25 protein-coding genes and 2 pseudogenes are annotated in these 21318 nt (G+C 72.6%); 14 read left to right on the plus strand and 13 right to left on the minus strand.

The features are described from left to right. From D3105_RS14300 to D3105_RS14330, 7 genes and pseudogenes are all read right to left on the minus strand, one after another. A partial coding sequence (locus D3105_RS14300; protein ID WP_133305685.1) for an urease accessory protein UreD occupies positions 1 to 627 on the minus strand: 627 nt, incomplete at its 3' end. Continuing rightward, positions 624 to 1225, minus strand: a pseudogene (gene ureG / locus D3105_RS14305) (urease accessory protein UreG). The pseudogene ureG and the gene D3105_RS14300, both read right to left, overlap by 4 nt. A gap of 75 nt (positions 1226 to 1300) precedes the next feature. Then, a pseudogene (locus D3105_RS14310) lies at positions 1301 to 1882 on the minus strand (urease accessory protein UreF); the annotation flags it as partial. Positions 1883 to 1894: 12 nt separating this feature from the next. Then, a complete protein-coding gene (locus D3105_RS14315; protein WP_118903600.1) occupies positions 1895 to 3616 on the minus strand; it encodes an urease subunit alpha in 1722 nt (573 codons plus the stop codon). After that, positions 3609 to 3920 carry an urease subunit beta gene (locus tag D3105_RS14320; RefSeq protein ID WP_118903601.1) on the minus strand — a complete coding sequence of 104 codons (312 nt, stop codon included), beginning with the start codon at positions 3918 to 3920 and terminating at the stop codon, positions 3609 to 3611. Before D3105_RS14320 ends, D3105_RS14315 begins: the two co-directional genes overlap by 8 nt. Positions 3921 to 3933: 13 nt before the next feature. Continuing rightward, on the minus strand, positions 3934 to 4236 hold the full coding sequence (locus D3105_RS14325; protein WP_118903602.1) for an urease subunit gamma: 303 nt from the start codon (positions 4234 to 4236) through the stop codon (positions 3934 to 3936). Between the two features lie 138 nt (positions 4237 to 4374). Further along, a complete protein-coding gene (locus tag D3105_RS14330; protein ID WP_118903603.1) occupies positions 4375 to 4995 on the minus strand; it encodes a TetR/AcrR family transcriptional regulator in 621 nt (206 codons plus the stop codon). A gap of 126 nt (positions 4996 to 5121) precedes the next feature. On the opposite strand from D3105_RS14330, the gene D3105_RS14335 reads away from it, so the two are divergent. Beyond that, positions 5122 to 6111: an ABC transporter permease gene (locus D3105_RS14335; RefSeq protein ID WP_118903604.1), complete on the plus strand. Its 990-nt coding sequence runs from the start codon at positions 5122 to 5124 to the stop codon at positions 6109 to 6111. Between the two features lie 112 nt (positions 6112 to 6223). Here D3105_RS14335 and D3105_RS14340 read toward each other — a convergent pair whose 3' ends face one another. Beyond that, positions 6224 to 6526 (minus strand): type II toxin-antitoxin system Phd/YefM family antitoxin, encoded by a 303-nt coding sequence (locus tag D3105_RS14340; RefSeq protein ID WP_118903605.1) that lies wholly within the window; start codon positions 6524 to 6526, stop codon positions 6224 to 6226. Between the two features lie 92 nt (positions 6527 to 6618). On the opposite strand from D3105_RS14340, the gene D3105_RS14345 reads away from it, so the two are divergent. The 3 genes from D3105_RS14345 to D3105_RS14355 all read left to right on the plus strand — a co-directional run bounded on the left by D3105_RS14345 (position 6619) and on the right by D3105_RS14355 (position 8611). Then, on the plus strand, positions 6619 to 7224 hold the full coding sequence (locus D3105_RS14345; protein WP_118903606.1) for an ATP-dependent Clp protease proteolytic subunit: 606 nt from the start codon (positions 6619 to 6621) through the stop codon (positions 7222 to 7224). A gap of 51 nt (positions 7225 to 7275) precedes the next feature. Beyond that, entirely contained in the window at positions 7276 to 7581 is a 306-nt protein-coding gene (locus D3105_RS14350) for a hypothetical protein (RefSeq protein WP_118903607.1), read from the plus strand. A 556-nt stretch (positions 7582 to 8137) separates the two neighbouring features. Next, positions 8138 to 8611 (plus strand): C40 family peptidase, encoded by a 474-nt coding sequence (locus D3105_RS14355; RefSeq protein WP_006122894.1) that lies wholly within the window; start codon positions 8138 to 8140, stop codon positions 8609 to 8611. A gap of 54 nt (positions 8612 to 8665) precedes the next feature. Here the strand turns inward: D3105_RS14355 and D3105_RS14360 are convergent, their stop codons facing one another. Continuing rightward, positions 8666 to 9325 (minus strand): LysE family translocator, encoded by a 660-nt coding sequence (locus D3105_RS14360; RefSeq protein WP_118903625.1) that lies wholly within the window; start codon positions 9323 to 9325, stop codon positions 8666 to 8668. Between the two features lie 74 nt (positions 9326 to 9399). Here D3105_RS14360 and D3105_RS14365 point away from each other — a divergent pair, with 74 nt between their 5' ends. After that, positions 9400 to 10341, plus strand: a complete 942-nt coding sequence (locus D3105_RS14365; protein WP_118903608.1) for a LysR family transcriptional regulator — start codon at positions 9400 to 9402, stop codon at positions 10339 to 10341. Positions 10342 to 10434: 93 nt separating this feature from the next. On the opposite strand, the gene D3105_RS14370 is transcribed toward D3105_RS14365, so the two are convergent. Continuing rightward, positions 10435 to 10866: an ATP-binding protein gene (locus tag D3105_RS14370; protein ID WP_088576945.1), complete on the minus strand. Its 432-nt coding sequence runs from the start codon at positions 10864 to 10866 to the stop codon at positions 10435 to 10437. A gap of 236 nt (positions 10867 to 11102) precedes the next feature. Here D3105_RS14370 and D3105_RS14375 point away from each other — a divergent pair, with 236 nt between their 5' ends. Together D3105_RS14375 and D3105_RS14380 are read left to right on the plus strand one after the other, a co-directional pair. Beyond that, positions 11103 to 11969 (plus strand): helix-turn-helix domain-containing protein, encoded by an 867-nt coding sequence (locus D3105_RS14375; RefSeq protein ID WP_118903609.1) that lies wholly within the window; start codon positions 11103 to 11105, stop codon positions 11967 to 11969. Positions 11970 to 11979: 10 nt separating this feature from the next. Continuing rightward, on the plus strand, positions 11980 to 12246 hold the full coding sequence (locus D3105_RS14380) for a DUF397 domain-containing protein (RefSeq protein ID WP_118903610.1): 267 nt from the start codon (positions 11980 to 11982) through the stop codon (positions 12244 to 12246). On the opposite strand, the gene D3105_RS14385 is transcribed toward D3105_RS14380, so the two are convergent. After that, complete coding sequence (locus D3105_RS14385; RefSeq protein WP_118903611.1) at positions 12239 to 13399, minus strand: 8-amino-7-oxononanoate synthase; 1161 nt, start codon at positions 13397 to 13399, stop codon at positions 12239 to 12241. The two genes, D3105_RS14380 and D3105_RS14385, sit on opposite strands and share 8 nt — an antisense overlap. 148 nt (positions 13400 to 13547) lie before the next feature. Between D3105_RS14385 and bioB the strand changes: the two genes are divergently transcribed. The 4 genes from bioB to D3105_RS14405 all read left to right on the plus strand — a co-directional run bounded on the left by bioB (position 13548) and on the right by D3105_RS14405 (position 17711). Then, a complete protein-coding gene (gene bioB / locus D3105_RS14390; protein WP_118903612.1) occupies positions 13548 to 14786 on the plus strand; it encodes a biotin synthase BioB in 1239 nt (412 codons plus the stop codon). Beyond that, positions 14779 to 16155, plus strand: a complete 1377-nt coding sequence (locus tag D3105_RS14395; protein WP_206272739.1) for an adenosylmethionine--8-amino-7-oxononanoate transaminase — start codon at positions 14779 to 14781, stop codon at positions 16153 to 16155. The genes bioB and D3105_RS14395 overlap by 8 nt, the downstream gene beginning before the upstream one ends. 6 nt (positions 16156 to 16161) lie before the next feature. Then, on the plus strand, positions 16162 to 16860 hold the full coding sequence (gene bioD / locus D3105_RS14400) for a dethiobiotin synthase (protein ID WP_118903613.1): 699 nt from the start codon (positions 16162 to 16164) through the stop codon (positions 16858 to 16860). Between the two features lie 167 nt (positions 16861 to 17027). Then, entirely contained in the window at positions 17028 to 17711 is a 684-nt protein-coding gene (locus tag D3105_RS14405) for a class I SAM-dependent methyltransferase (protein WP_118903614.1), read from the plus strand. Between the two features lie 3 nt (positions 17712 to 17714). On the opposite strand, the gene D3105_RS14410 is transcribed toward D3105_RS14405, so the two are convergent. Then, positions 17715 to 18086 (minus strand): fic family toxin-antitoxin system, toxin component, encoded by a 372-nt coding sequence (locus D3105_RS14410; RefSeq protein WP_118903615.1) that lies wholly within the window; start codon positions 18084 to 18086, stop codon positions 17715 to 17717. After that, the gene (locus tag D3105_RS14415) at positions 18083 to 18310 is read right to left on the minus strand and encodes a hypothetical protein (RefSeq protein WP_010062312.1); all 228 of its coding nucleotides are present in this window, start codon (positions 18308 to 18310) and stop codon (positions 18083 to 18085) included. Before D3105_RS14415 ends, D3105_RS14410 begins: the two co-directional genes overlap by 4 nt. Positions 18311 to 18405: 95 nt before the next feature. Between D3105_RS14415 and D3105_RS14420 the strand changes: the two genes are divergently transcribed. The 3 genes from D3105_RS14420 (at position 18406) to D3105_RS14430 (ending at position 21304) form a co-directional block, all read left to right on the plus strand. Further along, a complete protein-coding gene (locus D3105_RS14420) occupies positions 18406 to 18846 on the plus strand; it encodes a GNAT family N-acetyltransferase (RefSeq protein WP_118903616.1) in 441 nt (146 codons plus the stop codon). 104 nt (positions 18847 to 18950) lie between these two features. Beyond that, the gene (locus tag D3105_RS14425) at positions 18951 to 20288 is read left to right on the plus strand and encodes a hemolysin family protein (RefSeq protein WP_118903617.1); all 1338 of its coding nucleotides are present in this window, start codon (positions 18951 to 18953) and stop codon (positions 20286 to 20288) included. Further along, positions 20285 to 21304 carry a hemolysin family protein gene (locus tag D3105_RS14430; protein ID WP_118903618.1) on the plus strand — a complete coding sequence of 340 codons (1020 nt, stop codon included), beginning with the start codon at positions 20285 to 20287 and terminating at the stop codon, positions 21302 to 21304. The genes D3105_RS14425 and D3105_RS14430 overlap by 4 nt, the downstream gene beginning before the upstream one ends. Positions 21305 to 21318 lie beyond the last annotated feature (14 nt).

Here is a 21318-nt window from a genome sequence, read left to right on the forward strand (position 1 = left end):
GAGCGGGGCGTCACCGAAGGACGGGTCGGCGAGGAGGAGTTGGCCGGTGGCCCGGTGGCCGGCGAGGACGGCGGGGCCGTCCCAGCCCTCGGGGGCGTCGGGGCCGTAGGTCAGTTGCTGGTCGAGGAGGGGGCGGCCCGCGCGGTGGACGGTGAGGCGGGTGGTGAGGGCGCCGGTGGGTTCGCCGTGGCGGCCGAGGATCTGCTCCTCGCGCAGCAGGAGGCGTGCGGTGGGGGCGAGTTGGACCCGGGTGGTCTGGTGCAGGCGGCTGCCGTGGGCGGAGACCAGTTGTTCGGGGAGCCAGTGCAGGGCCGCCCCCTCCCCCACGGTCAGGTTCACCGCGTACGTGGACGGGTCGGCGTCCGGCCGTGGGCCCGGGAGGGCGACGGTGGCCGCCGCCGCGTCGACGGTGAGGCGTGCGCCGTCGGCGACCTCGGCCTCGAGGACGAGGCGGTCCCCGTTCAGCGGGGCGCTCATCGCGCCGACCACGGTGACCCGGGCGTCCGAGGGGTGCGGGGCACGGGTGCGGCGCAGGGCGAGCGGGCCGGCGCTCTCCAGGACGGGCAGGGCGGTTCCGCCCCGCCCGTCGGGCTCGGCGCGGAGCCGGGCCCGCGCGTGGACGCTCACGCGGTCCAGGCGGCGAGCTGTGCGCGCACCCAGTCGGCGACCGGTCCGACGCCCTCGGCCGAGGTCAGGGAGGTGAAGGCGACGGGGAGTTCGCCGCGCTGAGGTCGGCGGTGGTGACGCCGGGGCCGCCCTTGCGCGGGATGTCGTCGCCGCCGGCGACGTCGATGACGAAGATCTGCGCGTCGACCAGTCCTTTGGAGAAGGTGGCGGTGAGGTTGTCGCCGCCGGACTCGACGAGGATCAGGTCCAGCGGGCCGACCGCGTCCTCCAGGTCCTCGACCGCTTCGAGGTTGGCGGAGATGTCGTCGCGGATCGCGGTGTGCGGGCAGGCGCCGGTCTCGACGGCCTGGATCCGCTCGGGCGGCAGGACGGCGTTGTTCAGGAGGAAGTCGGCGTCCTCGCGGGTGTAGATGTCGTTGGTGACGACGGCGATGGAGAGCCGGTCGCGCAGTTCCCGGCAGAGGGCGGCGACGGTGGCGGTCTTGCCGGAGCCGACGGGGCCGCCGAGGCCGATGCGCAGGGCGCGCCGGGTGCCGTCGGGGCGGGTGGCGTCGGCGCTGACGGCGGCGGGGCCGTCGTGGGTGTGGCCGAGGTGCATGGGGGCTCCCTGGGGTGGTGGAGGGGTGGCTGAGGTGTCCGTACAGGTCAGGGCGGATCGGGCCCGGCCCCGACCTGCGCGGGCACCCCTACGAGGCGAAGAGGCGGACCGGCCAGGCGGCGTGTCCAGCTCGGGAGCGAGCCGGGCGAGGACGGCGGTGGCGTGGAAGGGGTCGAGGGAGAGGAGCCGGACGACGGCGGTGGCGGGCCCGCTGACGGTCTCGTAGGCGACACAGTGCGCGGCGTCCTCGGGGCCGAGGCCCGCCGACCGCGCCGTGAGCCCGAGGACGACGGGCTGGTGGGCGCCGCGCGGCCGGGCCGCGGCGAGCGCGTCCAGTTCGGGGCCGGGCCAGGTGGCGCGGGCGGCCCGCATCATCTGCCGGCCCAGCTTCCGGGCGGTGGCCCGCAGGGCGGGTGAGGGCGTACGGGCGTCGGCGGCCTCGTCGAGGGCGAGCGGGTCGAGGCCGTGGGCCGCCGCCGCGGCGAGGGCGGCGGCGGTGAGGCCCGCGGTGTGCAGGCGACCCCGGCAGAAGGCGGCGAGGGAGTCGGCGTCCCGGATACGCCCTTCGGCGACGGCCGGTTCGGCGCCACCGGAGTGGGCATGGCCTCCGGCGGGGAACCGGCCGTCGGCGAGGACGAGGAGAGCTGCGCGTGACATGACGGCCGTCCCTCAGAAGAGGAAGTAGCGCTGAGCCATGGGCAGTTCCGCAGCCGGGGCCGGCTCGACGGGATCGCCGTCGATGGTGACGGCGAAGCTGTCGGGGTCGACCTCGACGCGGGGCACGGCGTCGTTCTCCCGCATGTCCGCCTTGGTGAGCCCCCGGGTGCTGGTGATCGGCACGAACTGCTTCTCCAGGGCGAGCCGTTCGGGCAGCCCGTCCTCGATGGCTGCGACGGAGACGAAGTTGAACGACCCCCGGGCCGCCGCCCGGCCCAGCGCGCCGAACATCGGCCGGGGCATCACCGGCTGGGGCGTCGGGATGGAGGCGTTGGCGTCGCCCATCTGCGCGTACGCGATCTGGCCGCCCTTGATGACGGTCTGCGGCTTCACGCCGAAGAACGCCGGGTCCCAGAGCACGAGGTCGGCGAGCTTGCCGGTCTCCACGGAGCCGATCTCGCCGCCCATGCCCTGGGCGACGGCCGGGTTGATGGTGTATTTGGCGACATACCGACGGACCCGGTGGTTGTCGGCCCGGCCGTCCCCGGGCAGGGCTCCGCGCCGCTTCTTCATCACATGGGCGGTCTGCCAGGTCCGCAGGATCACCTCGCCGATACGCCCCATGGCCTGGGAGTCCGAGGAGATGATCGAGATGGCGCCGAGGTCGTGGAGGATGTCCTCGGCCGCGATGGTGGAGGGCCGGATCCGGGACTCGGCGAACGCCAGGTCCTCGGGGACGGCGGGGTTGAGGTGGTGGCAGACCATCAGCATGTCGAGGTGTTCCTCGATGGTGTTGACGGTGTGCGGCCGGGTGGGGTTGGTCGAGCTGGGCAGGACGTACGGCTCGGAGACCACGCTGATGATGTCGGGCGCGTGTCCGCCGCCCGCCCCTTCGGTGTGGTACGCGTGGATCGTCCGGCCGGCGATGGCGGCGAGGGTGTCGGCGACGAACCCGGCCTCGTTGAGGGTGTCCGTGTGGATGGCGAGTTGCGCGCCGGTCCGCTCGCAGACGGTGAGACAGGCGTCGATGACGGCGGGCGTGGCGCCCCAGTCCTCGTGGATCTTGAATCCCAGTGCCCCGCCGCGCAGTTGGGAGTACATGGCGTCCTGCGACATCGTGTTGCCCTTGCCGAGCAGCCCGATGTTGACGGGGAAGGTCTCCAGCGCCTCGAACATCCGGGCCAGATGCCAGGGGCCGGGGGTCACGGTGGTGGCCTTGGTGCCTTCGGCGGGGCCGGTGCCGCCGCCGACGAGGGTGGTGATGCCGCTGGACAGCGCCTGGTCGATCAGGGTGGGCGAGATGAAGTGGACGTGGGCGTCGACCGCCCCGGCCGTGAGCAGCTTCCCGTTACCGGCGATGACCTCGGTCTCCGGGCCGATCACCAGGTCGGGGTGGACGCCGTCCATGGTGTCCGGGTTGCCGGCCTTGCCGATGCCGGTGATCCGGCCGTCCCGGATGCCGATGTCGGCCTTGACGATGCCCCAGTGGTCGATGACGACCGCGCCGGTGATGACGGTGTCGGGCGCGCCCTCGGCCCGGGTGGTGCGGGCCTGGCCCATGGACTCGCGGATCACCTTGCCGCCGCCGAACACCGCCTCGTCGCCCGCGTTTCCGGGGCCGCCGGAGCGGTCCTCCTCGATCTCGACGAGCAGATCGGTGTCGGCGAGCCGGATCCGGTCGCCGGTGGTGGGCCCGAACAGGTCGGCGTACACCGCTCGCTTGAGGTCAGGCATCGAGGGCACCTCCGGTTTCGCCGCGCAGGCCGGGGACGACGCGGCGGCCGGTGAGGGGGACGAGTTCGACGTCGGCGGGGATGCCGGGTTCGAAGCGGACCGCCGTACCGGCGGGGATGTTCAGCCGCAGGCCGTGGGCGGCGGCGCGGTCGAAGCGCAGGCCGGGGTTGGCCTCGGCGAAGTGGTAGTGGGAGCCGATCTGGACGGGGCGGTCGGCGGCGTTGAGGACGGTGAGGCGGGTGACCGCCCGCCCCTCGTTGAGGGGGATGTCCCCGTCCCCGTACAGGATCTCTCCGGGAATCATCGGCGCTCCCCCGTCAGACGATCGGGTCGTGGACGGTGACGAGCTTCGTGCCGTCGGGGAAGGTCGCCTCGACCTGGACGTCGTGGAGCATCTCGGGGATGCCCTCCATGACCTCGTCCCGGGTGAGCAACTTCCGTCCCGAAGCCATGAGTTCGCCGACGGTACGGCCGTCCCGGGCACCTTCCAGCAGATGGGCGGTGATCAGGGCGACGGCCTCGGGGTGATTCAGCTTCAGCCCGCGTGCACGGCGCTTCTCGGCCACGTCCGCGGCCACATGGATGAGCAGACGCTCCTGCTCGTGCGGGGTCAGTTGCACGCTTCCACCTCATCGTCTTCCGCCCGGTTCCTGGCTCCGGACGCAGCGGGACCCTATCCCCGTTCAACAACTCGTTGAACGGGAACGACGGCCTCGCGACCAGGCATTGCACGTTAGGGCGGAAGTTTTTCCATTGCGTTAACTGATCTTTTGCGGGGTGATGGACATCAGACCGCGCAACCCGTCCTCCAGCACCTCGGGGCGTACGTCCCCGAAGAGCGCTTCCTGCACGATGAAGCCCTGCGCCGTCGCGATCATCGTTCGCGCGACATGGTCGCCGGGCACGTCGCCGCTCAGGATCCCGGCGGTTCGGTAGGCGTCGACGAGCTTCCCCCAGGCGACGCGCATGGTCGCATACCCCTCGTCGAGGAGTTCGGCGAGCCGTCCGTCGCGCAGCGTCTCGGACCAGAGCTGGACCACGAGCGCGGCGAAGATGCGCCGCTCCAGCCCGTGCACCTGACCCGAGAGCACCCCGCCGAGCACCCGGCCGAGCAGCGCGTCCGGGGTGGGTGGCGGCATCATGCGGGCGGCATCCTCGAAGGCGCCGCGAATGACGGCGAAGGTCTCCTCGGTGATGGCCGCGATGATGTCCTCCTTGCCAGGGAAGTAGCGGTAGACCGCGCCGGCGGAGAGCCCCACCTCCTTGAGGACGTCCTGCATGGACGTGGCATGGAATCCGTTGCGGGCGAAGCAGCGCGCCGCGCCGTCGAGGATCTGACGGCGGCGGGCGTCGAGGTGTTCCTGGGATACGCGAGCCATGACCTCAACCTAAAACGAACGTTCCTTCTTGACAATCGAACGAGGCCTGCCGACAGTGGGAGTCCACCGTAAAACGAACGATCATTCTTTTTGAGTTCCCGCCCGTCGCACGAATCGAGGCCGCTCATGTCCACCGCACCCAACCGCCGCGCGGTAGCGGTGATCCTGCTGATCCCCCTGATGGTGGCCCTCGCCCTCTGGGCCTTCGCCTGGCCCGCCGCCCGGATCGCGCCGCGCGACCTCCCGGTCGGCGTGGCGGGCGCGGCGCCGGCCGCCGAGCAACTGGAGCAGCGGCTCGAACAGCGCGACGGTGCCTTCGAGGTGCACCGTTACGCTGATGAGTCCGCCGCCCGCGCCGCGATCGAGGACCGGGTCGTATACGGAGCCGTCGTCGCCACCCCGCAGGGGCCGCACCTGCTCACCGCGTCGGCGGCGAGCCCCGTCGTCTCCCAGCTGCTGCGCGAGGCCGTGACCGCGTCCGCCCCGGAGGGCACGCGGGTCGAGGTCACCGATGTGGTCGCCGCACCGCCCGGGGACCCGCGCGGCAGCGCGCTCGGCGCGAGCGTCCTGCCGCTGGCCCTGGCGGGCATGGCGGCCGGAGCCGTCGTCACCCTCATGGGGCTGCGCGGGGCGCGCGGCGCGTTGACCCTGCTGGCGGCGTCCGCACTGGTGGGGCTCGCCGCCACGGCCGTGACGCACAGCTGGCTCGGCGTGATCACGGGCGACTGGTGGGCGGAGGCGGGAGTGCTCGCGCTCACCGTGCTGGCCATCGGTTCGGCGGTGGCCGGGCTCGCCGCCCTGTTCGGGCAGCGCGGCATCGGGCTCGGCGCCCTGTTGATGGTCCTGCTGGGCAACTCCTTCTCCGGCGTCACCAGCGCACCGCAGCTGCTGCCCGAGCCCGTCGGGGCGATCGGCCAGTGGCTTCCGCCGGGCGCGGGCGGTTCCCTGCTCCGCTCGGTCGCCTTCTTCGACGGGAGCGCGGCGGGCGGGCCCCTCCTGACGCTCGCGCTGTGGTCGGCCCTGGGGCTGGCGGCGGTGCTGCTCGCCCGACGGACGCCGAAGCCCGCCGCGTCGACGCCCGCAGAGCCCGCCCGGGAGCCGGCCCTGACCGGCTGAGCAACGGGTCCGGACGAACCGAGCCGGGTGCTCCTCCTCAGGGAGGGGCACCCGGCTTCGTGCTGTCGCGGTCGCGGCCGGCGGGCCTCGGAACGTCGGTCCGGTCGGAGCGTCAGGCGTCCCGGCCGTTGCCGTCGCCTCTGCCGTCGTGGGGGCGGTGCTCGGCGGCGATGCCGAACCTGCGCCGTTCGCCCTGAGCGGAGGGCGCGGAGTTGATCGAGGAGACCGAGCTGATCACCTGCTCCTCGGCAGCATCCTCCTCCGCTTCGAGTCGTTGCAGGTCAGCGGCGGAGACCAGCGCGATGAGCGGCTTGCCGTGCCGGGTCACCACGACGCGTTCGCCGCCGTAGACGACGCGGTTGATCAGTTCGGCGAGCTCCGCCCGTGCTTGCGTCACCGGAATCTCGTAGGCCATAGTCACCATCATAACCTTCTGTACGTCCTGTACATTTTTTACGGATGGCTGGACGCCCAGACGGATGGTCAGCTCCAGGAGAGAGGCACGCCATGATCCGCCCCGCCGCCCGCTACGTCCTTCCCGAGTTCACCGAGCGCACCGCCACCGGGCCCCGGACGCAGGACCCGTACTCCAAGCTGCTGTCCGAGCGGATCGTCTTCCTCGGGAGCCCGATCGACGACACCGCCGCGAGCGACCTCATCGCCCAGCTCATGTATCTGGAGCACGCCGACCCGGACCGGCCCCTGTCGCTGTACATCAACTCCCCCGGCGGTTCGTTCCAGGCGATGGCGGCGGTCTACGACACGATGCGCTACCTCACCTGCGAGGTGGAGACCTTCTGCCTGGGGCAGGCGGGCTCCTGGGCGGCGGCCCTGCTGGCGGCCGGGGCACAGGGGCGGCGACATGCGCTGCCCGGCGCGCGGGTAGTCATCCAGCAGCCCGCACTGGAGGAGCCGATGCGGGGCCAGCCGTCCGACCTGGAGATCCACGCGCGCGAACTGGTGCGCACCCGCGAGATGTTCGCGGCCATGCTGGTCCGGCACACGGGCCGGACCGCGGAGCAGATCACCGCCGACATCGAGCGCGACACCATCCTCGACGCGAAGGCCGCCCTCGCCCACGGGCTGGTCGACCACGTCGTGGAGAACCGTTGACCCACCCGGCCGCCGTACGACCGGCGCCGTACGACGCGAGGTGAAACGCCGATGGAGCCACCCGAGTTCCCGCCCCTGCCCGCCCTGACCCGCGCCGAGGGCGAGTTCGTCGACTGCTATCTGGCCGTGCTCGACCAGGTGGGCCGGATCAATCCGGCGCACGGCGGCGACACCTACAGCGCCCTGCGGGCCGCCCAGGCCCTGGCCTCCGGGGCGGCGGCCCTGCGCGACGCCCTGGTCCTGATGCACGAGCGCGGCGAGTCGCGGCTCCACGCCGCCACCCTGGCCCGGGCCCTGCGCGTCCTGGACGGGGAGCGGCGGGCGGGCCGGGTCGCGATGCCTCCGCCGGTGAACTGACCCGCAGTGAACTGACCCACCCGGCGCACCGGGAGCGCCTTACGGGAGCGGACCGGTCCCCCCGCCTCACGACACGCCCGATCCCGCGATCAATTTTCCTCGCTCGTTCGGCGTAGGTGATCACCCGCGCGAGCGACGGCCCAACTTGCGTTCGGAGCGCCGCCCGTACTCGAAATGCGTCCTTTCGTCCCTGGTGCGAGGGTGTGCGCCGGGCTCGTCGGCGAGCGCGAATCCGGCCTGTCCACCTGAATGGATCAGTGGTGAGGAGACTCACAAATCGCCGTTTCAGCTCGGAAATCCCGCACGGAGTGCGTCAAGATCCCTGGGACGACAAGCCCCCGCCGCCGCGGCGGGGCGGTCCGGGCGGACGCCGAGTCCTGCCGCCGCCCGGATGACTGGTCGACAGAAGTGGATCGGCAGGAGTGGAGGACCCGAGCACAACGGGCCGACCGGGAGACCGGGAAGCCCTCGGGGTGAAGCCGCGACGCGGCCGGGCAACTTCGCCAGCCCGAACCCGACAGGTCATCCTTCACAGGCGGCTGACGAAGGGTTGCGCATGTCTGCGCAGGTTCATGTCCCGTCTCTGTTCGCCCGGGTCGGTACGGCTTCGGCGCTCACCCTGGCCGTGACGTCCTCGATGCTGGCGCCCGGTCTGGTGAGCGATGCCGAGGCCGCCACCGCCCACTCGACGAAGGCCCTGAAGGTCGCCGCGTCGAAGAAGGGGGCTCCCTACAAGTACGGAGCGGCGGGCCCCAGCCGCTTCGACTGTTCGGGGCTGACGCTCTACTCGTTCAAGAAGGCCGGCAAGAAGCTTCCCCGCACGGCACAGCAGCAGTACAACAAGACCCGCCACATCCCGAAGTCGCAGCGCAAACGCGGCGACCTCGTCTTCTTCCATTCGGGGCGCAGCGTCTACCACGTGGGCATCTACGCCGGGGCCGGGAAGATCTGGCACTCCCCCAAATCGGGGGACGTGGTGCGACTGGCGAAAATCTGGTCCAAGAGCGTCTGGTACGGACGGGTCCGCTGACCCACCGACCGGACGCTCTTTCCTTGCGGGCACCACCCCTGCCGCACGCCGGCCTCAGCGCAGCAGCGGGCCGGTGACCAGGGCGAGTCCCAGTCCGGTGAGCGCCACCCCACTGCCGCCCTCGATGGCGCGGGCGGTGCGCGGGCGGCGCAGCCACCGGCCCAGCCGGTCCACGAGCAGGGCGACGGCCGGGAACCAGATCAGCGCCAGCACCACGACCAGGGCCGCGAGCAACAGGGTCCTGGGCAGCGGGGGCTGACCGTCGGGCACGAACTGCGGCAACAGGCTGAGGAAGAGGACCGGGGCTTTCGGGTTGAGCGCGTTGGTCAGGAACCCCTGGCGCAGCGCGCGCCCGAACTCCCTGGGCGCGGGCCGCTCCGGCTCGCCCTCCGGTGCACCCGCAGGCGTGCCCGAGCCGTCCCGCGCGGGGCGGCGGCGGATCGCGTACAGCGTGCTGAGCCCGAGATAGAGGACGTACGCGCCGCCGAGCAGCTGGACGGTGCGGAAGAGCACGGGCATCGTCACCAGCACCGCGGCGAGTCCGGCGACCGCGAGGGCGGTGTGCACGAGCAGTCCCCCGGCGACGCCCACCGCCGAGGCCAGGCCTTCGGTGCGCGAGGCCAGGGCGTTGCGTACGACGACGGTGAAGTCGGCGCCGGGCAGCGCGACCATGCCGGCGGCGACCCCGGTGAAGGCGATCAGTTGTGCGTCCATGAGGTCCACCCTGGACCTGCGGAGCCTTTAGCGTGTACTTGCAATCTTCTGGGTCTGCCTAAAGGAACGCTTTCATGTACGACCCGACACGGCTCGCGGCGCTCGTGGCGGTCGCGGAGGCCGGATCGATCACCCGGGCCGCCGCCCGCCTCGGCTACACCGCGCCCGCGCTCTCGCAGCAGCTGGCCAAGCTGGAGCGGGAGGCGGGGGCGGCGCTGCTGGTGCGCCACCATCGCGGGGCGCGGCTGACGGCGGCGGGCGAGCTGCTGGCGGGCCGGGCCCGGCGGGTGCTGGACGAACTGGACCAGGCGCGGCACGAGCTGGCGCAGCTGGCCGGGCTCTCGGTCGGCCGGCTGCGGGTGGGGACGTTCACGACGGCCGGGATCCATCTGCTGCCGCCCGTCCTGAGCGCCTTCCGGCGGGCCCACCCCGAGGTCGAGCTGGCCGTCGCCGACCACGAGCCGCCCGGCGGGATCGCCGCCGTGGCCGCGGGCGAGGTGGACCTCGCCCTGACGCACGCCTACGAACCGGGGGCGGTCGGGCCGCCGCCGGCGGGCGTGCTCGTCGACCCCCTCCTGGTCGAGGAGCTGGTCCTGGTCACATCGGTGGGGCACCGGCTCGCCGAGGACACCGGGCGGCTGCCGGTCGGCGAGCTGGCGGGGCGGCCGCTGATCAGCAGTGCGCCCACCCATCCGCCCCGGCGCGGGGTCGAGGACGCGCTCGCCGAGGTGGGGGCGACGCCTGCGGTGGTCTGCGAATCACCCGGGTACGCGCTGGTGTGCGCGCTGGTCAGTGCGGGGCTCGGGGTGGCGGTGGTGCCGGAGATGGTCGCCTCGATGGCGCCGGCCCCGCTGTCCGTCCGGCGGCTGGAGCCCGCGTCGTTCCGCCGGACGATCTCGGTGGTACATCGGGGTGACCGGTCGAGCGCGGCCGCCGCGACACTGCTCGCGCTGCTGCGCAGCGGCTTCGGCCGCGGGGGCACGGCCCCGGGGCCGAACCGGACCCCGGCGGGCTGATCCACGCCTGCCCGTACTCCGGGGTCCGCACCGGCCGGTCAGCCCGGGTCCTCTTCGGCCTGCGAGCCCAACGGGGTCCGGGCCACGACAGGATCAGCTCTGGACCGCGACGACCCAGGGCAGCGCGATCCAGACCGTCTTGCCGCCCTCCGCGGTCGGGGTGACCTGGAGCCGCCCACCGCGTTCCTTGGCCAGCATCCGGATGATGACCATGCCCCGGCCGTTGTCCTGCCGCACGGCGGCGGGCAGTTTCTGGGGCCACCGCGGGTGACTGTCCGTGACGCCGAGATACAGCTCCTCGTCGCGTTCGAGGCGCAGGTCCACAGTGAAGGTGGGCGACTGACCGAACGTGTGCTGCACGGCGTTGGTGGCCAGCTCCGAGACGATCAGCCGGATCGTGTCGGCGAACTCGCTGTCGTCGGGCAGGCCCCATTCGGCCAGGGTCCTGGCGACATGTCTGCGGGCCGCGGAGACCGAGACCGGATCGCTCGGCAGAGTGACGGTTGCTTCCTGATGGTCCGCCATGGCGACACCGCCCCTTTCCCGCCCCGGGCCGAGCGACGGTCGGCCGGGATTGTGCTTCGCGCCAGATTGCCATTGATGCAGCTCCCTGTAACGAGGTTCGGCCAAGATATGCATATATCTGTCGCTCGAAGCGGTGAATTCAGGACCCGTACGGCGTGGACGGACGGCACACTGGCCCCTCTGCGGGCCGGTCCCGGCGACGGCTCGGCCCCTCCCGACAGCGGAAGGAGACCGGCATGCTGCACGGCCCCGTCGTCCGGCGGCGCAAGCTCGGTGAGGAGCTGCGGAGCCTGCGCCACGCCTCCGGGATGACCAGCCGGGAGGCGGCGCGGCTGCTCGGCTGGCACCAGTCGAAGGTGAGCCGTATCGAGACCGGTGCGAGCGGCGTGACCCCGGCCGACGTGGCACGACTGCTGGACGTCTACGCGGTGCGCGACCCGCAGTTGCGCTCCCTGCTCGAAGTCCTCGCGGGGTCGGCGGGCGGAGGTGGATCCGGCTGGTGGCACGCGTACCGGGGGCTGATCCCGCCGCAGTACCGCGACTTCATCAGTCTGGAGTCGCAGGCCAGTACGGTCCGGACGCTGGAGACCTCGGTGGTGCCGGGGCTGCTCCAGACCGCCGGGTACGCCCGTGCCGTGACCCGCGCTTCGCTGGACGGGTTACCGGACGGCCGGCTCGACTCCCTCGTCGAGGTCCGGCTGACCCGCCAGCGGGTACTGCGCGCGAGCCCGCCGCTGCGGTTCACGGCGGTGCTGGACGAGGCGGTGCTCCATCGTGAGGTGGGCGGGCCCGAAGTGATGCGGGATCAGTTGCAGCATCTGACCCAGGTGGCCCAACTGCCTCACGTGGAAATGCAGTTGCTGCCGTTCTCGGTCGGCGGGTACGTCGGACTCACCGGCCCTTTCGTCATCTTCTCCTTTCCGAACATTTCTGATCTGGATGTGGTCGTTCTTGACCACTTGACGAGTAGCCTCTATCTGGAGCGGAGAGAAGACCTTGAGGCGTACAGCTCGGCCTTCCGTACGTTGCAGTCACACGCGCTGTCGCCCGAACGCTCGCTGGACCTCATCACCGAGATCGGACGTAGCTTCAGACGCAGCTGAGGGGGCCGCCATGTCAGACCGATGCGCACTGCCCGACGCACCGCCACCGTCGACGCCACCGCCGTCCGCGGCGCCGACCGCCCCGCAGTGGCGGCGCAGCAGCCGGTCCACCGGGATGAACAACTGCGTGGAGACCGCGCAACTCGCCGACGCGCTCCTCGCCGTACGCGACTCGAAGGACGTGGGCCGGCCGCCGCTGCGGTTCTCGGCGGCGGCCTGGACCACCTTCGTGGACGGGCTCGGCCGGCGCGGAGCCGGTCCGGGGCACGTCAGCTGACGTCGGCGTCCGCCTGCCGGGGAGCGGTGGCGACGATCGTGGCCACCGCGGTCGTGATCTGCTCCTCGGTCAGGTCGGCGCGCGCGGTCAGCCGCAGCCGGGAGATGCCGTCCGGAACCGACGGCGGGCGAAAGCAGCCCACCGCCATCCCGGCCGTGCGGCAGTCGGCCGCCCAGCGCACCGCCGCGTCCGCCGACGGCGCCCGGAGGGAGACGACGGCCGCGTCGGGGCGGACCGCCTCCAGCCCGGCGGCGGTGAGCCGCGTGTACAGCGCGGTGGCCACCTCCCGGGCGCGGGCGGCCCGTTCGGGCTCGCGGCGCAGCACTCCGAGGGCGCCGAGAGCGCCGCCGACGGCCGCCGGGGCGAGTCCGGTGTCGAAGATGAACGTCCGGGCCGTGTTGACAAGGTGGTCGATGACCCGGGCGGGCCCGAGGACCGCTCCGCCCTGGCTGCCCAGCGACTTGGACAGGGTGAGGGTGGCCACGGTCCCGTCACCGCCCGCCAGTCCGGCCGCCGCGAGCGCTCCTCGTCCGCCGTCGCCCAGGACGCCGAGGCCGTGGGCGTCGTCGACCAGCAGGGCGGCGTTCGCGGAGCGGCAGACCTCGGCCAGGGCCGGGAGCGGGGCGGCGTCGCCGTCGACGGAGAAGACCGAGTCGGTGACGGCGAGGGCCCGGCCCTCATGCGCCCCGAACACCTTGGCGACCGCGTCCGGGTCCGCGTGGGGGACGACGGCGGTCTCGGCGCGGGAGAGCCGGCAGCCGTCCACGATCGAGGCGTGGTTGCCCGCGTCGGAGACGATGAGGGAGCCGTGCCCGGACAGCGCGGTCAGCGCGGCGAGGTTGGCCGCGTACCCGGAGGAGAACACGAGGGCCGCCTCGAACCCGCAGAACGCGGCCAGCTCCCGTTCGAGTTCGGCGTGCAGGGCGGTGGAGCCGGTGACCAGCCGGGAGCCGGTGGCGCCTGCTCCCCAGCGGTGCGCGGCGCCGGCCGCGGCGGCGATGGCCTCCGGGTGCCGGGTGAGGCCCAGGTAGTCGTTGCTCGCGAGGTCCAGCAGCTCCGGCTCGGCGTCGCGCGGACGCAGGGTGCGTACGAGTCCGGCGGCGGCCCGGTGGCGGGCCTCGGCGTCGATCCAGTCGAACGGGGCGAAGGACATGGGGCGGGTCCCTGTCTTTGTAGGCAGCCCACAGACCCTAGCCGGGTGCGCAGCAGGTCAGGGTGTGGCAATACACACACCCCCGCCCGGCTCTCCTGTCTGGTTCCTCCTTGGCTGGAGGTGGTGCCGTAGGCCAGGATCATCTTTCATGGACCTGCTGAACACGCTGGTGGACAAGGGGCTGCGGCGCGAACTGCCGACCCGCGAAGAAGCGCTCGCCGTACTGGCGACCTCCGACGACGAACTGCTCGACGTGGTGGCCGCCGCCGGGAAGGTGCGCCGTCAGTGGTTCGGGCGGCGCGTCAAGCTCAACTATCTGGTCAACCTGAAATCCGGGCTCTGCCCCGAGGACTGCTCCTACTGCTCGCAGCGGCTCGGCTCGAAGGCCGGAATCCTCAAGTACACCTGGCTGAAGCCGGAGGAGGCGTCCAGGGCCGCCGCCGCCGGGGTGGCGGGCGGCGCGAAGCGGGTCTGTCTGGTGGCGAGCGGCCGCGGCCCCACCGACCGGGACGTCGACCGGGTCACCAGGACCATCGAGACCATCAAGGAGGAGAACGAGGGCATCGAGGTCTGCGCCTGCCTCGGTCTGCTCTCCGACGGCCAGGCCGACCGGCTGCGTACGGCGGGCGCCGACGCGTACAACCACAACCTGAACACGTCCGAGGAGACGTACGGGGCGATCACGACCACCCACACCTACGCGGACCGGGTGGAGACCGTGCAGCAGGCCCAGGCCGCCGGGCTCTCGGCGTGTTCCGGGCTGATCGCCGGGATGGGCGAGAGCGACAAGGACCTGGTCGACGTGGTGTTCGCGCTGCGCGACCTGGACCCGGACTCGGTGCCGGTGAACTTCCTGATCCCGTTCGAGGGCACGCCGCTCGCCAAGGAGTGGAACCTCACCCCGCAGCGCTGCCTGCGCATTCTGGCGATGGTCCGCTTCGTCTGCCCGGACGTCGAGGTGCGCCTCGCGGGCGGCCGTGAGGTGCACCTGCGCTCGATGCAGCCGCTGGCGCTGCACCTGGTCAACTCGATCTTCCTGGGCGACTATCTGACGAGTGAGGGCCAGGCCGGCCAGGCCGACCTGGACATGATCGCGGACGCCGGTTTCGAGGTGGAGGGCGCGGGCACGACGACGCTGCCGCGCCACCGGGCCGACGCACTGGCCGACGGCTGCGGTACATCGGCGGAGCCGGCCGGGTGCGGTTCGCACGGGGGCGGGGGCGGCTGCGGGCCGTGCGGTGGCCACGGGGAGCAGGAACCGGTGGCGGTCGCCGACGCGGACGCGGACGTTCCGGCCGGGCGTACGGAGGCGAACGGCGCGCCGCGTACGGATCTGGTGGCGGTGCGCCGGCGCGGTGCGGGGACGGATCTCGCCCCCAATGCCTGAGCCGTACGCCCCGCTCCCCCAGCAGGCCGCGCACCCCGGATCCGACGCGCACTCCGGATCCGCCGCGCCGAAGCCGTACGCCCCCGACGAACTGCGGGCGCTCGACCGCGCGCACGTCTGGCACCCGTACGGTCCGATGCCGGGCCGCCAGGAGCCGCTGATCGTGGAGTCGGCCTCCGGGGTGCGGCTTCGGCTCGCCGAACCCGTCGAGGGGCAGCGCGAGTTGGTGGACGGCATGTCGTCCTGGTGGTCGGCGGTGCACGGCTACAACCACCCGGTCCTCAACGAGGCCGCGCGCGGCCAGCTGGACCGGATGAGCCATGTGATGTTCGGCGGGCTCACGCACGAGCCCGCCGTCCGGCTGGCGACCCGGCTGGTGGAGATCACTCCGGAGCCGCTCCGGCATGTCTTCCTGGCCGACTCCGGTTCGGTGTCGGTCGAGGTCGCGGTCAAGATGTGCCTGCAGTTCTGGCGTTCGGCGGGCCGTCCGGCCAAGCGCCGACTGCTGACCTGGCGCGGGGGCTACCACGGGGACACCTGGCAGCCGATGTCGGTGTGCGATCCGGAGGGCGGGATGCACGAGCTGTGGTCGGGCTCCCTTCCCCGGCAGGTCTTCGCCGACGCCCCGCCGGACGGCTTCGACGCGGAGCCGGATCCCGGGTACGTCACGCATCTGCGGGAGCTGATCGCCGCGCACGCCGAGGAGTTGGCGGCGGTCATCGTGGAGCCGGTCGTGCAGGGGGCCGGCGGGATGCGGTTCCACTCCCCCGCCTATCTGCGGGTGCTGCGCGAGGCGTGCGACGAGCACGACGTCCTGCTGGTCCTCGACGAGATCGCGACCGGTTTCGGGCGTACGGGCAAGCTGTTCGCAGCCGGGCATGCCGGTATCTCGCCGGACGTCATGTGCGTCGGCAAGGCGCTGACCGGCGGGTATCTCACGATGGCGGCGACGCTGTGCACCACCCGGGTGGCCGAGGGCATCTCCAGCGGCGAGGTGCCGGTACTGGCGCACGGGCCGACGTTCATGGGCAACCCGCTGGCCGCATCGGTGGCCTCGGCCTCGGTGGACCTGCTGCTCGGGCAGGACTGGGAGGGCGAGGTGGCGCGGATCGGCGCGGGGCTGCGCTCCGGGCTCGCTCCCGCCGCGGACCTCGCGGGTGTGGTGGACGTACGCGTCCTCGGGGCGATCGGGGTGGTCCAGCTCGACCACGAGGTGGACATGGCGGCGGCGACCCGCGCGGCCGTGCGCGAGGGCGTGTGGCTGCGGCCGTTCCGCGATCTCGTCTACACGATGCCGCCGTACGTCACGGGCGACGAGGACGTGGCCCGGATCTGCCGGGCCGTGTGCGCCGCGGCACGGGAGGGCTGAAGCGACATGTCGATGATTCTGGTGGTGTCCGGTACGGGCACGGAGATCGGCAAGACCGTGGTGACCGCCGCCGTGGCGGCGGCCGCGCGGGATCGCCGGGTCGCGGTGCTCAAGCCCGCGCAGACCGGGCTCGTCCCCGGGGAGCCGGGCGACGCGGCCGAGGTAGCGCGCCTGGCGGGAAGCCATGTGACGGCGGTCGAACTGGCCCGGTTCCCGGAGCCGTTGGCCCCGGCCACGGCGGCCCGGCGGGCAGGTCTCGCCCCGGTGCGGCCGTTCGAGGTCGCCGAGGCGGCTCGGAAGCTGGCCACCGAGCACGACCTCGTGCTGGTGGAGGGTGCGGGCGGGCTGCTCGTGCGTTTCGACGACGAGGGCTCCACCCTCGCGGACGCGGCCCGGCTGCTGTCCGCGCCGGTGCTGGTGGTGGCCCCGGCGGGTCTGGGCACGCTGAACGCCACCGCGTTGACGGCGGAGGCGCTGCGGAGCCGGGGGCTCGACTGCCGGGGTGTGGTGATCGGCAGCATGCCGGCGGAGCCGGACCTCGCGTCCCGGTGCAACATCGAGGACCTGCCGGTGGTGGCCGGCGCGCCACTGCTGGGCGCGGTGCCGGCCGGCGCGGGTGCGCTGCCGGGCGCGGACTTCGCGGCGGGCGCGGCGCGGTGGCTCGCACCGGAGCTGGGCGGGAGCTGGGCCCCGGGAGGGCACTGAGGCCGCGGGCCGGACGCCCGGGAACGGTCCGGGGGCTATCCGGAGGCGATCCGGGGGAGAATCGTGAGACAGGCCCAGGGGGTGCCGTGCCGGGCGTCGCGGCCCCGGCCCTGATCGGCAGGACACCCCCTGGGAGCCTCACGCCCGCTCCGTAACGGAGGTCCGTCATGCAGCTGCGCAGCAGGAAGCTCCCCCGGGACGCCGTGCACCATCCGGTCTTCGCCCGCTTCTACGCCCGGTTCAGCGAGGCCGCAGATGTGAAGGGCGGCGTCGCCGCGTACCGCGAGGAGCTGCTGTCGGGGCTCTCCGGCCGGGTCATCGAGGTCGGTGCGGGAAACGGGCTGAACTTCGCCCACTACCCCGGCGCCGTCTCGGAGGTCGTGGCGCTGGAGCCGGAGCGCTCGCTGCGGCAGCTCGCGGTCCGTGCCGCCCTGCGCGCCGAGGTGCCGGTGGACGTGGTGCCCGGGGCCGCCGAGGCGCTGCCGGTCAAGAGCGAGGCGTTCGACGGGGCGGTGGCGTCCCTGGTCCTGTGCACCGTACGGGATCTGCCCCGGGCGCTCGCCGAGATCAAGCGGGTCCTGCGGCCCGGCGGTGAACTGCGGTTCTTCGAGCACGGGCTGGCGCCGGGGCGGGCGCTGGCCACGGCGCAGCGGGCGGCCGACCGGACCCTGTGGCCGCTGCTCTTCGGCGGCTGTCACACGGCTCGGGACCCCCTGGCCGCGATCGAGGCGGCGGGCTTCGAGCTGGGCACGTACCGCAGGCTGCGCATCCCGGAGACGGGTCCTCGGATGCCCTCGTCGCCCTGTGTCCTGGGCGTGGCCCGCAAGCCGTTCACGGAGAACGGGGACTGAGCCTCACACGCTCCACCGGCGAAGCTCGTCGGCGATCGCCCGTACGTCCGCCTTGCCCTGCTTCACCAGCAGCGCCAGATCGCGGACCTGCTCGGGCGAGGTGATGACCTTGAGCCCGGAGGCGACGAGATAGCCGTACGCGACGGCCGAGGCGAACATCGCGTTGGAGTGTTCGAGCGCGGGCACATGCAGCAGAAGCTGCAACAGGGCGGCCGCCCGTGCGTGCGGGTCGCTGTAGACGCTGCTGCCGAAGATCTCCGCGTCATGCCGGGCCACGGCGGCGACGAGCGCGCCCCAGTCGACGACCTGCGGGTCTCCGGGCGTCTTGTGCTCGGCGACCATCAGCAGCCAGGAGAGGTCGATCCGCAGGTTCAACGGGTGCCTTCGCGCTCCGGGCCGAACTCCTCGGCGAACACCGACTCGTACTGCTTCATGAAGTCGGCCGCTGCCTCGACGAAGGTGTGTCCCACCTCGCCCGCGTCCTGCTGGACGAGTTCCTCTATGTAGCGGTTCACGCTCATCCCCCTCTGCAGCGCGCGCTGCCGCGCGGCCTCGGCGGTGGCCTCGTCCACTCGGACGTTCAGCTGGGTCTTGGGCACCCGACCACGCTAGCGCGGTCGCGCTAGCACCGGCAAGGGGAGCGTGCGACCGCCCTGTGGAATGCGACCGACGCCCCGGCGCGCAGGATGGTGGGATGGCCGCCATGAACGATCTTTCGCTGTCGATACGGTCCGCGACCCCGGCCGATCTGGACGAGGTCCTCGCCTTCTGGAAGGTGGCCGCCGAGGGCACCAGCATCAGCGACGACGGGGACGGGGTCGCCCGCCTGGTGGAACGGGACCCCGAGGCGTTGATCCTGGCCGAGCGGGCGGGGGGACTGGTCGGCACCGTCATCGCGGGCTTCGACGGCTGGCGCTGCCATCTCTACCGCCTCGCGGTCCATCCGGACCAGCGGCGCCGGGGCGTGGGAAGCGCCCTCCTCGCGGCCGCGGAGGAACGGTTCACCGCTCTGGGCGGGCGGCGCGCCGACGCCATGGTCCTCGACCGCAACACCTCGGCCCACCACGCCTGGCGCTCGGCGGGGTACGAGCCCGAGCCGCAGTGGAGCCGCTGGGTGAGGCATCTGACGGACTGACGCGGTAGGAAGGGGCCGCCCTGGGCAGACGCCTACGATGACATGCACCTCCGACACCGCGCGGTCCCCTCGCCCCTGCCCGATCATGGGACGGAGGTGAACCGATGACCGAAGTGCTTCTGCTGCTCGTCGCCCTGCTGCTCTGCGTCGCCTGCGGCGCGTTCGTAGCGGCGGAGTTCTCCCTGACCACGGTGGAGCGCAGCGAACTCGAACGGGCTGTCGAGCGGGGCGAGCGGGGTGCCGCGAGCGCGCTGAAGGCCGTCCGGAGTCTCACGTTCCAGCTCTCGGGGGCGCAGCTCGGCATCACCGTCACCAACCTGGTGATCGGCATGCTCTCCGAGCCGTCCATCGCCAAGCTGATCCGCGGCCCCGTCGAGGCGGCGGGGCTGCATCCCGCCGCCGCGTCCACCCTGGCGCTCGTCATCGGTACGGCGCTGTCCACGGTGGTCCTGATGGTGGTCGGCGAGCTGGTCCCGAAGAACTGGGCAATCTCCTCCCCGCTGGCCGTGGCCAAGGCGGTAGCGACCCCGCAGCGGGGGTTCACGGCGGTGTTCCGGCCCTTCATCAGCCACCTGAACAACACCGCCAACCGGATCGTGCGCCGCTTCGGTCTGGAGCCGACCGAGGAGCTCGCCTCCGCCCGCAGCCCGCAGGAGCTGGTGGCGCTCGCCCGGCACTCCGCGAAGGAGGGCGCGCTGGAGGCGGACACGGCGGAGCTGTTCGTCCGCACCCTGAACCTCTCGGAGCTGACGGCGGAGAACGTGATGACCCCGCGGGTCCAGGTGACCGCGCTGGACCTGCACGCGACGGCCGAGGACGTCGCCAACGCCACGCGGGCGACCGGTCTGTCCCGCTTCCCCGTCTACCGGGGCAGCCTGGACACCGTGGTCGGCGTGGCCCACATCAAGGACGTCCTGGCGATCCCTGCCGACCGGCGGCCCCGCACCCGCATCTCGGAACTGCTGCGCGAGCCGCTGCTCGTTCCGGAGACGCTCACCGTGGACACGCTGCTGGACCGGCTGTCCGGCAAGCTCGCCATGGCCGTGGTGATCGACGAGTACGGCGGTACGGCCGGGGTCGCGACGCTGGAGGACATCGTGGAGGAAGTCGTCGGCGAGGTCCGCGACGAGCACGATCCGCACGAGACGCCCGATCTGGCCGCCGCGGGTGAGGACGCCGACGGCCGCACCCTGTGGTCGGCGGACGGGGCGGCGCGCACCGACCAGCTCCGCAGGATCGGTCTGCGGGTGCCGGAGGGGCCCTACGAGACGCTCGCCGGGCTGATCGCCGCCGAGCTCGGACGGATCCCGACGGTGGACGACAGCGTCGAGCTGGCGGGTTGGCGGATCGATGTGGTGGACGCGTCGGGCCGCCGGGCCGCGCGGGCCCTGCTGCACGCCCCGCTGCCGGGGTCCGAGGACCGGACGGAGGACGAACGGTGATCGTTCTCCAGCTCTTCATCGGTCTGCTGACCCTCGTGGCCAACGCCTTCTTCGTCGGCGCCGAATTCGCCCTGATCTCCGTGCGCCGCAGCCAGATCGAACCGGAGGCCGAGGCCGGGAACCGGCGGGCCCGCAGTGTCATCTGGGGCCTGGAGCACGTCTCGGCGCTGCTCGCCGCCGCCCAGCTCGGCATCACGCTCTGCACCCTGGTGCTGGGCATCGTCGCCGAACCGGCCATCGCGCATCTCCTGGAGCCGGCCTTCGACGCGGTCGGGGTGCCGCACGGTCTGGTGCACCCGCTGTCGTTCGTCATCGCCCTGAGCGTGGCGACGTATCTGCACATGCTGCTGGGCGAGATGGTCCCGAAGAACATCGCCCTGGCCGAACCCGCCCGGAGCGCCCTGCTCCTCGGCCCGCCGCTGGTCGCGATGGCCCGGGCGCTGCGGCCGGTGATCTTCGCGATCAACGCGTTCGCCAACGCCCTGCTCAAGCTGTTGCGGGTGGAGACGAAGGACGAGGTCTCCGCGACGTTCTCGGACGACGAACTGGCCCGGATGGTGAAGGACGCGGGCGACGCCGGACTGGTCGACGACCGTTCCGCGCAACGCCTCCACCATGCTCTGGAGCTGGGGCGCCGGCCGGTGCGGGACGTCGTGATGCCGGTCGACCGGGTGCTGTACGCCAAGGTCGGCACGACCCCGGAGGAGCTGGAGCGGCTCTCGTCCGAGTCCGGGTTCTCCCGCTTCCCGGTGATGGACCGCGAACAGCGCATCCTCGGCTACCTCCATGTGAAGGACGCCCTGGACGCGATGCCGCGTGACGTTCCCTTCCCGGTGTCGGCGATGCGGCCGATCGCCCGGGTCCGGGCGGCGACTCCGCTGGACGACGCGCTGACCGCGATGCGCCGCAGCCGCACCCACCTGGCGGCGGTCCTCGACGAGGACGGGCGGCTGGCGGGCATGGTCACGATGGAGGACGTGCTGCGCGAACTCGTCGGACGGCCGGGATCGCGCTGACCCGCCGACCGGCT

Origin of the sequence: Streptomyces globisporus (assembly GCF_003501885.1) — a bacterium.
Lineage (GTDB): Bacteria > Actinomycetota > Actinomycetes > Streptomycetales > Streptomycetaceae > Streptomyces > Streptomyces globisporus_D.

What these genes read in the sequence shown, in the direction of transcription:
- bioD (WP_118903613.1), top strand. Translation starts at nt 16,162, where the DNA reads ATGTCGATGATTCTGGTGGTGTCCGGTACGGGCACGGAGATCGGCAAG.
- bioB (WP_118903612.1), top strand. Translation starts at nt 13,548, where the DNA reads ATGGACCTGCTGAACACGCTGGTGGACAAGGGGCTGCGGCGCGAACTG.
- D3105_RS14370 (WP_088576945.1), bottom strand. Translation starts at nt 10,866, where the DNA reads ATGGCGGACCATCAGGAAGCAACCGTCACTCTGCCGAGCGATCCGGTC.
- D3105_RS14385 (WP_118903611.1), bottom strand. Translation starts at nt 13,399, where the DNA reads ATGTCCTTCGCCCCGTTCGACTGGATCGACGCCGAGGCCCGCCACCGG.
- D3105_RS14355 (WP_006122894.1), top strand. Translation starts at nt 8,138, where the DNA reads ATGTCTGCGCAGGTTCATGTCCCGTCTCTGTTCGCCCGGGTCGGTACG.
- D3105_RS14365 (WP_118903608.1), top strand. Translation starts at nt 9,400, where the DNA reads ATGTACGACCCGACACGGCTCGCGGCGCTCGTGGCGGTCGCGGAGGCC.
- D3105_RS14420 (WP_118903616.1), top strand. Translation starts at nt 18,406, where the DNA reads ATGGCCGCCATGAACGATCTTTCGCTGTCGATACGGTCCGCGACCCCG.
- D3105_RS14315 (WP_118903600.1), bottom strand. Translation starts at nt 3,616, where the DNA reads ATGCCTGACCTCAAGCGAGCGGTGTACGCCGACCTGTTCGGGCCCACC.
- D3105_RS14320 (WP_118903601.1), bottom strand. Translation starts at nt 3,920, where the DNA reads ATGATTCCCGGAGAGATCCTGTACGGGGACGGGGACATCCCCCTCAAC.
- D3105_RS14335 (WP_118903604.1), top strand. Translation starts at nt 5,122, where the DNA reads ATGTCCACCGCACCCAACCGCCGCGCGGTAGCGGTGATCCTGCTGATC.
- D3105_RS14380 (WP_118903610.1), top strand. Translation starts at nt 11,980, where the DNA reads ATGTCAGACCGATGCGCACTGCCCGACGCACCGCCACCGTCGACGCCA.
- D3105_RS14345 (WP_118903606.1), top strand. Translation starts at nt 6,619, where the DNA reads ATGATCCGCCCCGCCGCCCGCTACGTCCTTCCCGAGTTCACCGAGCGC.
- D3105_RS14425 (WP_118903617.1), top strand. Translation starts at nt 18,951, where the DNA reads ATGACCGAAGTGCTTCTGCTGCTCGTCGCCCTGCTGCTCTGCGTCGCC.
- D3105_RS14360 (WP_118903625.1), bottom strand. Translation starts at nt 9,325, where the DNA reads ATGGACGCACAACTGATCGCCTTCACCGGGGTCGCCGCCGGCATGGTC.
- D3105_RS14340 (WP_118903605.1), bottom strand. Translation starts at nt 6,526, where the DNA reads ATGGCCTACGAGATTCCGGTGACGCAAGCACGGGCGGAGCTCGCCGAA.
- D3105_RS14330 (WP_118903603.1), bottom strand. Translation starts at nt 4,995, where the DNA reads ATGGCTCGCGTATCCCAGGAACACCTCGACGCCCGCCGCCGTCAGATC.
- D3105_RS14405 (WP_118903614.1), top strand. Translation starts at nt 17,028, where the DNA reads ATGCAGCTGCGCAGCAGGAAGCTCCCCCGGGACGCCGTGCACCATCCG.
- D3105_RS14395 (WP_206272739.1), top strand. Translation starts at nt 14,779, where the DNA reads ATGCCTGAGCCGTACGCCCCGCTCCCCCAGCAGGCCGCGCACCCCGGA.
- D3105_RS14350 (WP_118903607.1), top strand. Translation starts at nt 7,276, where the DNA reads ATGGAGCCACCCGAGTTCCCGCCCCTGCCCGCCCTGACCCGCGCCGAG.
- D3105_RS14375 (WP_118903609.1), top strand. Translation starts at nt 11,103, where the DNA reads ATGCTGCACGGCCCCGTCGTCCGGCGGCGCAAGCTCGGTGAGGAGCTG.